This is a genomic window from Halalkalibacter oceani, assembly GCF_023715705.1.
Taxonomy (GTDB): domain Bacteria; phylum Bacillota; class Bacilli; order Bacillales; family Bacillaceae_D; genus Halalkalibacter; species Halalkalibacter oceani_A.
In genome coordinates this window covers 1-12,546 of the sequence record NZ_JAMBOS010000006.1, presented here as the reverse complement: position 1 = coordinate 12,546, position 12,546 = coordinate 1, and the positions used below count along the sequence as shown (strand labels likewise).

Here is a 12,546-nt window from a genome sequence, read left to right as displayed (position 1 = left end):
TCTCTAGTCCCCCCGCCTACTATAGTCTAGAGGTAATTTTTCGCTTCCCAAACAGTCCTTCTTTAGCATAGCAAAACTTGTCTAAAGAATAAATGAGTTTTTCTAAATTTCGTATGTTTTCGTCTTTATCCATGTGAAAAACGGTTCGATGTATAAGATTGACCGGCAAAACAGAAGGTAATACATGGAGGTGAAGGAATATGGCGAAGAAAAAAGCAAACCATCAGATGAGCGGAATGAATGATGCCCCGGCCCAAGGAAAGGACACCGGCTACAATGGCGCGTTCGAAACCGAGTTGGCCAACGAGCCTTTAACAGAAATGCAGCGTCAGAACAATAAGAAAACGAAGAAACGACAGTAGACGAGACTTAGACAAAAGGGAAGCTCCCCTTTTGTCTAAGCTCGATTCCAACTTCGACTACTGTCTCAGCCTTGCCAGACTCTTTTTAAATCTGTTGCTTAAGCTCGTCAATTGTTTGTTGAAATTGCGTGAGCTGCTCGTGCTGGTGCTCCGTCGAAACGGTTAACGCTTTCTCAATTTGGAGCTCGGCTTCTTCAATTTCCTGACGGGCCTGCTTCAGTCGCGTTCCCTCATCGGGCTGGTGGCGTTCAATCGCCGAATAGGCTTCCTTTGCCTGTTCCACCGCCTGCTGAGCGGCTTGAAATGCCTGCTGCTTATCCTTATGATAAGGCATTGTCTTCTCCTCCTTTGCTTTGCTGTCCCCACTAGGATGTACAAAAAGCCCGCTGATATGCGGATAGGAAACAAACCGGCTGCCATACTACTAGGGAGAAGGAGGGATGACAATGACGGAGAAAAACACATATAAGGACCAGCGCCGCAACGCGACAAAAGGAGCGGATTCTGGTCAGCCGGAACCGTTAAGTGGCTCAAAAAAGGTAAAACAGGCCAATCACGTCAACCAGACAAACGGCGAAGGCTGATCCTCTTTTTGAGCATTGAACGATCATCGAGCATCGGCAAGACTGAGACAGCAGTCGGGCTTTGCACATAACTGGCTCAGAGGCCGGGTCAAAGGTAAAAAACCTTTTGACCTGGCCTCTTTCACGTCCCCCGGCGCTCGTTTTGATGCAGCTCACTTCGTCTTGACCGCCACTTACCTGCCACGATTTGCGACTTACTTGATAAGGGGAGACAGCGCAGCATTTTATGACTACACTGATAGTAACAAACAGACATTCATTTCTTTTCGGAAAGCGGGTGATGAGTTGAAAGTCCATTTGGATATTAACGACAGCTACCAGGAAACGGTGATCACGATCCAATGCAAGGAAGCCGATCAAACGATTCTTGATCTGCTGCATGATATTAAACGCAGTGAGACGCCATTTATTGTCGGGCAGCAGGGTGAGATGCAGCATCTGCTAAAACCGGAGAACATCCACCTGTTCCGCGTGCAAAATGAGAGCGTACACGCGATTACCGCCGAAGGAGCGTTCAAAGTAAAAGAAAAACTCTACGAGCTCGAGGAACAGCTGTCGTCCGGTAAGTTTGTTCGCTTATCAAAGTCGGTGATTGCCAACCTTTACGAGCTGAGTCACTTTGAAGCATCGTTTCACGGAACGCTGCGCGTCTACTTTCATTCAGGCGAAACCGAATACGTTTCCAGACATTACGTCAACGGCATTAAAGAAGCATTGAAATTGAACAGGAGGAAACCATGATGGTAAAAACCTTTTTATTCAGAAGTATAATGGGGATCTTTTTCGGGGCGTTTCTGACCGTCCTGGCGGCGATCTGCTTTGTCTATCTTGGCCAGCAGCCTGTGCTCGATGGTGAGGTATTTGTTAAAAACGCGCTTGGCACCTTGTTTTGCGGCTGGTTTTTCACCGTTAGCCCGCTCTATTTTGAAGTCAAATCGTTAAAGCTCTCCCAGCAGACGCTGCTTCATTTTTGCACAGTCGCGCTCCTTTACTTCGTGCTCGCCTTCGGCATCGGCTGGATTCCCGTTCAGCTAAATAGCATTCTCTTTTTTATCGCCCTGTTTCTCGTCTTCTACGCCGTGATTTGGAGCGCCTTCTACCTTTACTTTCGTCATGTCGCCAAAACATTAAATGGCGAGCTGAAAAATTTATAGGAAGCAGAGGCTGGACCAGCTCGTTTTGTCCCGCCTCTTGAAGCATCCTACAGTTCCGTTAGCGCCTCATCCATTGTCCTGAACTTGAACGAGAAGCCTTCCTGCTCAAGCCGCTCCGGAATGACCCAGCGGCTTTTTAAGACGAGCTCCGTTTCCGTTCTGATGATCCGTGCTCCCAGCTCAAGCAGCCATTTTGGCGCCGGGAGGCCAAACGGCGCATGATGTCTATTCCGCAGCTGTTGCATAAATTCGCGATTCGTCACAGGAACCGGCGCAGCGCAGTTAAACACGCCACTCAGCTCCGGCCTTTCTTGTAAAAAGAGGATGATCTGAAACAGATCCTCGATATGAATCCAGCTGAACATCTGTTTGCCTGTCCCCTGTACCCCACCGAGACCGAAGCGCACCAAATTCCGATACGGCGTCATCACGCCTCCTTCTTTTCCTAACACAATCGCAATCCGCAGCGCGACCTGTCTTGTTGCCGCAGGTGAAAAAGAAAAGAAGGCCTCCTCCCAGGCTTTGGCGACCTCGACCGAAAATCCAGTGCCGATTTCACCTGCTTCCTCGGTCATCGGCTTATCCTCGGCATGGCGGTAAATCGTCGCCGTACTGGCATTGATCCACAGCCCGGGCGGTGTCCGACAACCGGCGAGAGCTTCCCCGAGAATGCTCGTCGTCTCAAGCCGTGAATGCAAAATCTCGCGCTTATTGCGCTCATGATAGCGGCAGTTCACTGATTTTCCGGCAAGATTGATGAACAGCGCCGCACCATCCAACGCCTCGGTGATTCTGGCGCGATCATCCCAGCTGATATGCGCGCTTTGCCTTGAGATGATTTCCACTTTACTGCCAAGCTGCTCAAATCGTTTCTTGAAATAGCGTCCGACAAAGCCCGTCCCTCCGGCAAGCACAATTTTTTCCATCTTCTCTCCCCCATTCGACTGCTTTCACATGCCGTCTCTATTCATCCTTCATAAGTGCTTCAAGCTTTTGTCGCTCTTTGCGCTGCTGTCTCCGCTTTTGCCTCTGCTCGTGCCGCTCCTGGGCACCGGCATATTGGTATTTCTCTTCCTCTGTTTCAGGTACGACAGGCGGTACCGGTGTCGGCTTGCGGTTTTCATCCAGGGCGACGAAGGTTAAATAGGAGGTCGCCGTCAGCCGGCGTTCCCCGGTCAATAAATTTTCTGCTTCCACCTTAACATAGACCTCCATCGACGTCTGGCTCGTATAACTGACATAGCCTTCCAGACAGATTGCTTCCCCTGTCTGAATCGGCGAAATAAAATCAAGGCTGTCGCTTGAAGCGGTGACGACCATGCTTCTCGCGTGACGCATTGCGGCAATACTCGCGACCTTATCTATATAAGCCATCACATTCCCGCCAAAAATCGTGCCGTGATAATTCGTATCAGGCGGTAAGACGATGTCGGTTAACACCGTGCGTGACTCTGCTGCTTTCTTTTCCTTCATTTTACAATCTCTCCTTTATGCACTCCTGCAAGCGATGATGCAAAGCTGATTGTTCTTTTTCTTCAATCGTCCGAAAATCTAAAGCAACCTGTTCGTTGACAATCCGACTGATGACAGCCGGCGAGCCGTTGCGCAGCTCACGCTGAAGCTCATTGGCGCTCCAGACGGGATGTGTCAGCAACAGGACGTACGTCGGCAACTGAACTTCGGGCATCGTCCCTCCCCCGACCTGGGAAAAAGACTCGCAGATCTCTGCCTTCCATGCCGGATCGAGCGCTATCTGAAACCGTTCGATCCGCTCCAAAACCTCTTCCGGGGTTAGCAGAACGGCACGAACTGTCGGGATTTCCGTTAACGCTTCCTCCTCATCACGGTAATGAGCAAGTGTCGCTTCCAGCGCAGCCAATGTCATTTTATCGACGCGCAGCACACGGGCGAGCTGATGTTTTTTTAAGCGGTCAATCCATTTCTTTTTTCCGGCGATGATCCCGGCCTGCGGTCCGCCTAAAAGCTTGTCACCGCTAAAGGAAACGAGATCAGCTCCCTGGGCGATTGCCTCGTGCACGGTCGGCTCGGAACCGATTCCTTTTTGCTTAAAATCATAGAGAACTCCGCTACCAAGATCCTCAAACAACGGCAGATCATTGGCGTCGGCGAGCGGCTTCAGTTCTTTAGCCGTCACCGCGTCGGTAAAGCCGATCATTTTAAAGTTGCTCGTATGAACCTTCATCAGGAGTGCCGTCTCGCTTGTAATCGCCCGCTCATAATCCTCGTAATGCGTTTTGTTTGTCGTCCCGACTTCCTGCAGAATTGCCCCGCTTTCCTCCATAATCGATGAGACACGGAAGGAACCGCCGATTTCCACCAGCTCCCCGCGCGAGACGATAACTTCCTTGCCTCTCGCCAATGCCGAGAGGACGAAATAAACAGCTGCCGCGTTGTTATTGACGACGATCGCCGCTTCCGCTCCGGTCACCTCTCTCAATGCCGCTTCAATCAAATCATGACGGGAACCGCGCTTGCCACTTTGCAGCTGATATTCAAGATTCGTATATGAGGAAGCCGCTTCGATCACTTTCTCCAGCGCCTGGTCGCTTAGGCGCGCCCGTCCTAAATTCGTATGTAGTACAGTACCCGTTCCATTTATGACATGCTGCAATTTCACGCTCGCTTCTTTGCGGACATAGGCCTCAAGCTGTTGAAACAGCTCGCCGTTTATACGCTCGGCTGCCAGGCTCATATCTCCAGTAAGCATCCGCTGACGCACGGAAGCGACGACATGCTTCAGCATCGTTGTCAACTGCGGTGACGTCAGCTGATAGATGTCCATTATCTCTTGGAAGCGCTGATGCTTTTGCAGCTCATGGATCGCAGGCAGCTGCCTTACGAAATGCTTCACTACCCTTCCCCCTCTTCGTTTTTGATCTCAGTGGTCAAGCGAGCACATGACGCCCCTTTCGTTTTGCTTTACTTTGTTTTCTTTTCTATTGTAGGATAAGACATTGAAGGATGCAAAAACTATTCATATAAATGTTAGGGGGTGGCTCACTTGAACGATAAACAGCAAATCCGCCTGACTGCTTTTTCAACAAAAGCTGGTTGAGGCTGCAAAATTGGTCCAGAGGACCTGGCGCAAGTTTTGCGTCATTTACCAAAGCAAGATCATGATGAAAATGTCCTCGTCGGCTTGGATACATCCGATGATGCAGGGGCCTACCGCTTAACTGATGATCTGGCAATGATTCAGACGGTTGATTATTTTACCCCTGTCGTTGATGATCCTTATATGTTCGGCCAGATTGCCGCCGCCAATGCCTTAAGCGATGTTTACGCTATGGGCGGCAAACCGACGACGGTTTTAAATATCGTCGGCTTTCCAATCAAGACGTTGGCGCCTGATATTTTGGCAGAGATCCTTAAAGGAGCTGCGGATAAAACGAAGGAAGCCGGAGCAACCATTGTTGGCGGACATTCCATCGATGACCAGGAGCCTAAATTCGGGATGGCCGTCACAGGGCTCGCTCACCCTGACCGGATCTTTACCAATGTCGGCGCACGACCGGGGGATTGGCTGATTCTTACGAAGCCGATCGGTGTCGGAATTTTGACGACGGGCATTAAGCGCGGCGCGGTAACGCCGGAGCAGGAGCTCGCCGTTACGGAAACGATGGCCGCGCTGAATAAACGCGCCGCCGAGCAGCTTGAAGGCCTTCACCCCAACGCTGTCACCGACGTGACGGGATTCGGCCTGCTTGGCCACAGCTTTGAAATGGCAAAGGGAAGCGACGTCAGTTTCGAGCTTGAATTTGCCAACGTTCCACTGCTTGCCGGTACTCGCGAGCTTGCGGAACAAGGTATTATCCCGGGCGGTTCAAAAGCAAACGAGCGCTGGCTTGAAGAGCAGGTTTCCTATGCGGATCGGATTACCGCCGTTGAAAAAAGCATTTTATGTGACGCGGTGACTTCGGGCGGGCTGCTGATCAGCCTTCCGCCGGAAGATGCCCGGCTCTATCTTGAACGGATGGAGCGCGAAGAGGCGCAGGCCGTCGTTATCGGCACGGTCACGGCTAAACAGGACAAACCAATCATCGTAAAATAAAAAAACGCCTTAGGCGTTTTTTTAGCCTGTCGATAAAGTCTCGAAAAGCGAGAGGGTCGACAGGCTTTTTTGGTAGAAGGATTTGTCACGATCCAGAGCTTCGAACCCGCTCCCGGAATGGGGAAAAAAGAGGTTGCTTGACCATAAAGAGAGAGATCTCTGCAAGACGGAAAGCAACGCTTGAACGAGTCTTTGCGATCTTAAACAAAAGCATGGACTACGTAGGCCGAACGTGAAGGGGCTCGAAAAAAATTCCATGCAAGCCATACGAAAAAACAAAAACGAGCCTCAGCCCTAACTACTGTGTTTACCTGAAAGTCGAATAAAGCACTACCGTAGGGATGAAATAGACGGAGACTCCTGCGGGAGAAAAAGCAACGGTGAGACCCCACAGGGCGTAGCCCGAGGAGGCTCACCAGCTTCCCGCGGAAAGCGAAGTCTATTTCAGGAGCGACGGATTCCCCGCTTTTCATTTGTTCGGATAGTCATATAGAAAATACGTTTGACCCGCCCTCGTTTCGTATTTTACTAACCAAAGACGCCTATCCCTCTTTCCGCGCTTTCTCCATCGTTTTTCGCAACGCTTTATAGCCTATTCTCGTCAGGTTTAACTCTTCATCTACATAGTCCTGCTTTTTTAGCGCTTCGATTGTCTCCGGCGTCAAAGAGCTGCTCAGCTCCTTTATCATTTCGTTTAAAGACGTGATGGAGCCTTCCGCGATTTTCTCTTGGTCAATTGCCGCCGCCACCTCTTTAAGCGGATCTGCTTTGACAAAATATTTCTTTGTCTCGGTAACTGCTGTGCTGAACCTGCCTTTTACCTTCACCAGCTCTTCCAGTAAAGACGAGCGCTCCGCATCCTTTTGTCTGATTTTCTCCCGATACGTCTGCTTTTCCGCTTCCTGGAGCTGCGCTTTGGCAAAGAGCTCCTCGAGCAGTTGCGTGCGGTCAAGATCGACGAGTGTCAGCTCTTCTTCTTTTTTCTGCAATTCTTTTTCATAAATAATCGTCTCCTGATTGGCCATTACAGGTTCAGGGACCGATGTTATTGGCTCATTCTGAAATTCCGGTTTTTGTTCCTTTGTTCTTGACAGGACAACATAAGCAAGCCCGGCTAGAAAAAGAACAACGAACAAGCGGAAAAGCACTTCATATTGAACAACAAAGTAGAGAAGAACAGCAGCGAGGATCAGCCCGGCAATTCTTTTTCCCCAGCCGGCCCGCTTCTGCTCCCGCTTAGGGGATTGATGAATTTCTTTCTTCAACTGTTCGTTCATTTGCTTACTCCTTTACCTCGAACTGCACAACATCATATCATACTTTCCCTAAGTCTATTGATCTATTTTTTGTTATTCCAATTTTTGTTTCCTTCTTTTCTTGCAAAATCTCTTCTAAACTAGCAAAATAAATAAGAGTGAATGAAAGATCAAAGGAGGCCATGCTTTTTGACTATGTGTAAACCAAGAAAATGGTTCGCCGGCCTGACAGGGGGCTTGCTCGCTACGATGCTCTTCCTGTCTCCTCCAGCTTTTGCAGCGGAGGATGTCGCTGAGGCCTGCGGCTATGAACCTATCCCCGGAGAAAATCCGCATTATCAAGTGACCAACTGTCTGCTGACGGAGACGGCGCTCGCCTATGATATTCCACCGGAAATCGTTAAAGCGGTTGCCCACAAGGAAAATGGCGATTGGGCCCATTTCCAGCCTAACGGCGAAGCGATTGAAACCGCTGATGGTGGAATCGGACTGATGCAGATTACGAACTATCAGCACTATAATGTTGAAAGACTAAAAGCGGATCTGATCTATAATATTCAGGCCGGTGTGGAAATTCTCGATCAAATGTTTGACCGCCGTGATTTGCCGACGATTAATGATGGCAATCGCGCTGTAATTGAACATTGGTATTTTGCCGTGCTTGCTTATAATGGAACGATGCCGGTCAACAGTCCTGTCATCCAGGCTACCGGCGAGCGGAACACAGAGGCCTATCAGGAGAAGGTTTGGGATATTATCGAGGAGTACCACCTCCTTCCGCTCGTAAGAATTCCGTTTGAACCAGACGACTTCCGCTATGATCCTGAGGTGCGGGCACCGATTGAATTCGTAACGGCTCATTTTGAAACGGAGCGTCCTTTAACGGAAACAACCTATCACTTTCTAAATGGCGATACGGTTTATTCCACAACAGCAGGTCTTCAGTTCCGTGAGAGACCGACCCGGGAAAGCAGAAGCCTTGGAACGATTGGCGCGGGGGAAGCATTAACGGTTACCGGCTCATTTGTTTACGATGAATCAAACCCGGTGCGGACCAATCATTTTGTCTGGTACCCTGTTCAAAGAAGTGACGGTACAAACGGCTTTGTCGCTTCGAGCTATTTAACCACTCAAGGAACAGAGCGTCCTGATCCGGTGGAGCCGCCACCAGCGCCTCCGACTGCACCAGGCGAATTTTCGGATGTGCCGGCCGGACACTGGGCGGCAACAGCAATCTATCAGCTGAGTGAACGTGGCGTCATCCAAGGCTATCCAAACGGAGCCTTCGGACTGAATGACTCGATAACACGGGCACAGGCGGCGACGCTTTTAGCGCGGGCCGAAGGAATTTCCTTTGATAACCGGCCGAATCCGAATTTCCGGGATGTTCCACGCGATCACCCTTATTACGCAGCAATCGCCGCTGCTGTCGATGAAGGAATCTTCTCCGGCGTGACAGCGACGAGCTTTCAGCCAAGCGCGCCATTAACGCGGGCGCAAATGGCCGTTCTGCTTACGAGACTGTATTCGTTTGAATCAGGAGGCACGTCCCATCCATTTACCGACGTTCCCGACGGCATCTGGTATGAGCATGCCGTCCAGACCCTGTATGCCAACGAAATTGTCGCCGGTATTACCGCGACTACCTATCGCCCGTCGATGGAAGTAACAAGAGGGCAATTCGCCGTCTTTATGCAACGCGTTATAGACTAAAACAACAAGTCCCAAAAGCAAATGCTTTTGGGACTTGTTGTTGAGGCAATGCGCGAAGCCGCTGCAAGATTGTAGGTCAACTAGGAGTGACTTTCTTCTCGTTGACGAGCAGCGTGCGAAGCCATTGCCGCTATGTGCTAAACCCATTCATTAGCTCGCAGCTACTACGACCTCGAATAAGCCGGGGTTTCGGTTCCTATCCCATCGTTAATGTAAGCTGAAACGCTTCAATAATTGTAATCTGATGCGTTCCATCGCCTAACATAAAGCTGCCTTCTTCTGTAAGGAGGCGATTGATGCTTTCATCCTCTCCCACCGTTTCTTCGACTCTGATTGCCGACACCTCCACATTATTTTCACGCTGTAAATAAAGGGACACGGCCGAAGCGTTTTCGACTGTCCAGCTGCTCTCGGCATTGCGGGGCTTCAGGTTGACCGGATACCCCTTCCCGACGACCTCCACTTCAACATCGCCCGGAACAAAGATAGTCGCTTCCAATTGCGGCGTGCTTCGCCCGAAGGCGGTGATTTCCTGCGGCAGCTGCTTGACGATCAGATAAAGCGTATCACCGCGCTGATATATCGAGGCGTATTCTTCCGGTCTGGACAAAAGCGTGTCCTCCTTGCCCAATGAAGCCCGGTATGTTCCAAACAGCGACAGTTCAGCGTCGGCTGTCGCTTCAACCGTAAGCGGGTATGGACCGCCTTGGACGACGACGCGATTGATCCCGGACGAGAGCGCATGAGAGACCGGCGGCAGATCAAGCGTCCGCTCTTCCCGGGCCAGCTCATTCTCCACAAAATCGAGCAACCCGGTCGAGCTGGCGAGCGCAAAGGCGATGCCGGCCGTGCCAATAATCGCGACAAAAAATATACTTAAAAAATCATAATGCAAGAGCGGCTTTTCTTGCTTTGATAAAAAGAGGTAGACGAGCATCTCCAGTCCTAAAATAATCAAAATGACCGGCCACCAGGCCAGCATAATTTGCGCAACACTGACCTCACTAAATTGTGCGATTAAAAGAATGACCCCCAACAGGAGCAGGGACGCTCCCATTGAAATCGTACCAACACGCCAAACCCTCATGATACATCCTCCTTGTTTTTCCGCTTGCTGCCGATCAGCAGCTTGATTCCTCCGCCAATAAGCAACAGGCAGACGATCGTCGTCTGGAAATAATGATCAAACCAGTACCTGAAATCAACATTAAGCCATTCATCGAGCAGTGGCGCGACCGCCGGCAATGCTATCTGACTCGTTAAATAGTAAAGCCCGAGCAAAATGAGCCCGATACCGACCCATTTCTGCTGATTAAGAAGGTACGAAATAATCGGTGTATCATCCAGTTCCTCTTTCCCATATACGGAGGCCTTTTGCAGCCCGTCAAAAAAGCTGTAAAACCAGATAATCGGAATAAGAAACAAAAATATGCCGAGCCTGAGTACGTCCAAAATATAGATCGAAAATAAGAAAGCGGCCATTAATTGAATTCCACGTCGCTGGAGCCCGAGATAGAGGTGACCTGCGCCAGGAAAAAACGACAGGGCGACGGCGATCGATTTGCTTTTCTTCCCATTCACCCGATTTAATTCAATGTCTTCGAGGATCGAGCGGTCTACCAAATCCTCTCCTTTGTGCTTTTTATTTAGCTGATGGATCGCATCAAAAAATCCATACACCCAGATCACCGGCAAAATGGCGAGAAACAGCAAAAACTCTTCTCTCGATGTGAGGACTGTCACGAAGAAGACCATCATAATCGTGCCGACAAACGCCATAAACAGCGTCAAACCACGATTCATCAGCCTTAGTTGAAAATGGCCCAGACCCGGTATAAATGAGAGAAGAATCGTAAAAAAACGTTCCTGCTCCTCAGTCGGGTTCTTGTTGCCCTCCGCTTGATTGGCAGCCGTCGGATATGCCGTTTTCGAAGCGGTAATCGCCGTGTCAACAAGGTTGACAATGTAAAGAATAACACCCGCTATCACAACAAAGAACGCCAGCCCATATTCCCAATGTGCATACAGAAAAATGCAAATCACAATTAAACCGAACTCTCCAAACATATAGGCGAGCCCGCGAAGCGGCTTTCGTAAATAAAGCAAGCCTCCGCCAGGGAAGAATGCTAATAAAAATGCTAAAATCGGATTTTTCATTGATCGTTCTCCTCCCTACTTTTTTGTTCAATAACATTGAGCCAGCCAACGGTTTTATTGACAAGCTGCTCCGTTACCGAAGACGAGCTTTCTGTGAACGCCGGACTTTGGATAGTGGTGAGCGACTGAAAGAGACCGGAGGCCATGAACAAGACGGTTATCGCCGCCGCGACCGTATAATGAACAATTGTCCTTTGATAAAACGGTCGTGCCGCTTCAGCCCGCGTCCCTTTTGGCTGTTCCTTCACTTTCTCAAGGACCTGTCCGGTAAAGGCAGCCGAATCGGTCACATCAGGAAGCTCTTCCCCGTAAGCAGTCACGGCGTGCAGATAAAGCTCAAGGCATTGATCGCAGCGATACAAATGCTCCTCATACTGCCGCCGGGTAGAGAGGTCAATCTCATCCTGTACGTACGTTTTCCATTGTTCTTCGCTGATATGATTCATCAAAACTCCTCCTCCTTCCAATGCTTTTTCATCCACTGTCGCGCCCGGTAAAGCTTTGTTTCAATCGTTTTCACCTGGACCTGCTGTTCTTCAGCCATTTGCTGGTAGCTTTTCTCGGCAATATAAAAATCATAGACGACTTCCCGGTAGCTGCTCGGCAATTGATCGAGTTTCTTCCGCACGAGACGCTGCTTTTCCGTCAGCATCACTTCGGCTTCGACGTGATCCCTGGCTGAAACTGCCGCTTGAGACGCCAGCGGCTCAGTTATTTCCTCACGTCTGCGCTCCCGCTTCCTTTTCATATCAATCGCATGATTAACAGCAATGCGCGTCATCCATGTCTTAAATCCCTGATTCTCGAAGGTGGGGAGAGAATGATAGATTTTAATAAACACTTCCTGCGTCGCATCTTCAGCATCCTTCTGATCACGCAAAATCGCGTAGATGACCCGGAAAAGCTCTGTGCGGTATTTCTCCACAATGAGCCTGAAGGCATGATCATTGCCGTTTTTGATTTTCTCTAGTAAAACCTGATCGCTAATTTCTCTCCCCCCTTTTTCGCCACACACTTAATAGACGACAGCGGTTGCCCGCACCCCTACACTTTTTTCAAATTCCAGCTTATCTTATCATTTTCCCAATAAGAAAACTGCACAGCGGCTTTTCTTAGACTTGAATCAAAACCACCCGTGAGAACGGGTGGTTTGTTCTACGGCTGGAAGCCTTTGTTGCTGACCAGACCCTAAAGGGCCACTGAACGGTTCGCCATTTGTACTTCTTCTACTGGCCAGACCTCAAAGGC

15 protein-coding genes and 1 pseudogene are annotated in these 12,546 nt (G+C 49.8%); 7 read left to right on the top strand and 9 right to left on the bottom strand.

Annotated features, from left to right (window positions below; all coding sequences use genetic code 11):
- Positions 1–200 precede the first annotated feature (200 nt).
- Positions 201–362, top strand: coding sequence for a small acid-soluble spore protein O (gene sspO, locus M3212_RS07835; RefSeq protein WP_251193409.1), 162 nt, complete (start codon positions 201–203; stop codon positions 360–362).
- An 85-nt stretch (positions 363–447) separates the two neighbouring features.
- On the opposite strand, the gene M3212_RS07830 is transcribed toward sspO, so the two are convergent.
- The gene (locus M3212_RS07830; RefSeq protein ID WP_251193408.1) at positions 448–696 is read right to left on the bottom strand and encodes a DUF2524 family protein; all 249 of its coding nucleotides are present in this window, start codon (positions 694–696) and stop codon (positions 448–450) included.
- 112 nt (positions 697–808) lie between these two features.
- On the opposite strand from M3212_RS07830, the gene M3212_RS07825 reads away from it, so the two are divergent.
- The 3 genes from M3212_RS07825 (at position 809) to M3212_RS07815 (ending at position 2,100) form a co-directional block, all read left to right on the top strand.
- A complete protein-coding gene (locus M3212_RS07825) occupies positions 809–946 on the top strand; it encodes a small acid-soluble spore protein P (RefSeq protein WP_251193407.1) in 138 nt (45 codons plus the stop codon).
- 285 nt (positions 947–1,231) lie between these two features.
- Positions 1,232–1,687, top strand: coding sequence for a LytTR family DNA-binding domain-containing protein (locus tag M3212_RS07820; protein WP_251193406.1), 456 nt, complete (start codon positions 1,232–1,234; stop codon positions 1,685–1,687).
- Entirely contained in the window at positions 1,687–2,100 is a 414-nt protein-coding gene (locus M3212_RS07815) for a DUF3021 domain-containing protein (protein WP_251193405.1), read from the top strand. The genes M3212_RS07820 and M3212_RS07815 overlap by 1 nt, the downstream gene beginning before the upstream one ends.
- A gap of 47 nt (positions 2,101–2,147) precedes the next feature.
- On the opposite strand, the gene M3212_RS07810 is transcribed toward M3212_RS07815, so the two are convergent.
- Genes M3212_RS07810 through selA form a run of 3 tightly spaced genes read right to left on the bottom strand, consistent with a single transcriptional unit; the run spans position 2,148 to position 4,972 of the window.
- The gene (locus M3212_RS07810) at positions 2,148–3,026 is read right to left on the bottom strand and encodes a TIGR01777 family oxidoreductase (RefSeq protein ID WP_251193404.1); all 879 of its coding nucleotides are present in this window, start codon (positions 3,024–3,026) and stop codon (positions 2,148–2,150) included.
- Between the two features lie 37 nt (positions 3,027–3,063).
- Positions 3,064–3,573, bottom strand: coding sequence for an acyl-CoA thioesterase (locus M3212_RS07805; protein ID WP_251193403.1), 510 nt, complete (start codon positions 3,571–3,573; stop codon positions 3,064–3,066).
- Position 3,574: 1 nt separating this feature from the next.
- Entirely contained in the window at positions 3,575–4,972 is a 1,398-nt protein-coding gene (gene selA, locus M3212_RS07800; RefSeq protein ID WP_251193402.1) for an L-seryl-tRNA(Sec) selenium transferase, read from the bottom strand.
- A gap of 150 nt (positions 4,973–5,122) precedes the next feature.
- On the opposite strand from selA, the gene selD reads away from it, so the two are divergent.
- Together selD and M3212_RS07790 are read left to right on the top strand one after the other, a co-directional pair.
- Positions 5,123–6,172: a selenide, water dikinase SelD gene (selD, locus tag M3212_RS07795; RefSeq protein ID WP_251193401.1), complete on the top strand. Its 1,050-nt coding sequence runs from the start codon at positions 5,123–5,125 to the stop codon at positions 6,170–6,172.
- Between the two features lie 149 nt (positions 6,173–6,321).
- A pseudogene (locus M3212_RS07790) lies at positions 6,322–6,440 on the top strand (transposase); the annotation flags it as partial.
- A 274-nt stretch (positions 6,441–6,714) separates the two neighbouring features.
- Here M3212_RS07790 and M3212_RS07785 read toward each other — a convergent pair.
- Complete coding sequence (locus M3212_RS07785; RefSeq protein ID WP_251193400.1) at positions 6,715–7,449, bottom strand: hypothetical protein; 735 nt, start codon at positions 7,447–7,449, stop codon at positions 6,715–6,717.
- A gap of 174 nt (positions 7,450–7,623) precedes the next feature.
- Between M3212_RS07785 and M3212_RS07780 the strand changes: the two genes are divergently transcribed.
- Positions 7,624–9,141, top strand: coding sequence for an S-layer homology domain-containing protein (locus M3212_RS07780; protein WP_251193598.1), 1,518 nt, complete (start codon positions 7,624–7,626; stop codon positions 9,139–9,141).
- Positions 9,142–9,337: 196 nt separating this feature from the next.
- Here M3212_RS07780 and M3212_RS07775 read toward each other — a convergent pair whose 3' ends face one another.
- From M3212_RS07775 to M3212_RS07760, 4 genes are read right to left on the bottom strand one after another with little or no spacing between them, the layout of a single operon-like run.
- Positions 9,338–10,228: a hypothetical protein gene (locus M3212_RS07775; protein ID WP_251193399.1), complete on the bottom strand. Its 891-nt coding sequence runs from the start codon at positions 10,226–10,228 to the stop codon at positions 9,338–9,340.
- Complete coding sequence (locus M3212_RS07770) at positions 10,225–11,298, bottom strand: hypothetical protein (RefSeq protein WP_251193398.1); 1,074 nt, start codon at positions 11,296–11,298, stop codon at positions 10,225–10,227. The genes M3212_RS07775 and M3212_RS07770 overlap by 4 nt, the downstream gene beginning before the upstream one ends.
- Positions 11,295–11,744, bottom strand: coding sequence for a hypothetical protein (locus tag M3212_RS07765; protein WP_251193397.1), 450 nt, complete (start codon positions 11,742–11,744; stop codon positions 11,295–11,297). Before M3212_RS07765 ends, M3212_RS07770 begins: the two co-directional genes overlap by 4 nt.
- Positions 11,744–12,313 (bottom strand): RNA polymerase sigma factor, encoded by a 570-nt coding sequence (locus M3212_RS07760; protein ID WP_251193396.1) that lies wholly within the window; start codon positions 12,311–12,313, stop codon positions 11,744–11,746. The genes M3212_RS07765 and M3212_RS07760 overlap by 1 nt, the downstream gene beginning before the upstream one ends.
- Positions 12,314–12,546 lie beyond the last annotated feature (233 nt).

What these genes read in the sequence shown, in the direction of transcription:
- M3212_RS07825 (WP_251193407.1), top strand. Translation starts at nt 809, where the DNA reads ATGACGGAGAAAAACACATATAAGGACCAGCGCCGCAACGCGACAAAA.
- sspO (WP_251193409.1), top strand. Translation starts at nt 201, where the DNA reads ATGGCGAAGAAAAAAGCAAACCATCAGATGAGCGGAATGAATGATGCC.
- M3212_RS07815 (WP_251193405.1), top strand. Translation starts at nt 1,687, where the DNA reads ATGGTAAAAACCTTTTTATTCAGAAGTATAATGGGGATCTTTTTCGGG.
- M3212_RS07805 (WP_251193403.1), bottom strand. Translation starts at nt 3,573, where the DNA reads ATGAAGGAAAAGAAAGCAGCAGAGTCACGCACGGTGTTAACCGACATC.
- M3212_RS07810 (WP_251193404.1), bottom strand. Translation starts at nt 3,026, where the DNA reads ATGGAAAAAATTGTGCTTGCCGGAGGGACGGGCTTTGTCGGACGCTAT.
- M3212_RS07765 (WP_251193397.1), bottom strand. Translation starts at nt 11,744, where the DNA reads ATGAATCATATCAGCGAAGAACAATGGAAAACGTACGTACAGGATGAG.
- M3212_RS07775 (WP_251193399.1), bottom strand. Translation starts at nt 10,228, where the DNA reads ATGAGGGTTTGGCGTGTTGGTACGATTTCAATGGGAGCGTCCCTGCTC.
- M3212_RS07770 (WP_251193398.1), bottom strand. Translation starts at nt 11,298, where the DNA reads ATGAAAAATCCGATTTTAGCATTTTTATTAGCATTCTTCCCTGGCGGA.
- M3212_RS07780 (WP_251193598.1), top strand. Translation starts at nt 7,624, where the DNA reads ATGTGTAAACCAAGAAAATGGTTCGCCGGCCTGACAGGGGGCTTGCTC.
- M3212_RS07785 (WP_251193400.1), bottom strand. Translation starts at nt 7,449, where the DNA reads ATGAACGAACAGTTGAAGAAAGAAATTCATCAATCCCCTAAGCGGGAG.
- M3212_RS07830 (WP_251193408.1), bottom strand. Translation starts at nt 696, where the DNA reads ATGCCTTATCATAAGGATAAGCAGCAGGCATTTCAAGCCGCTCAGCAG.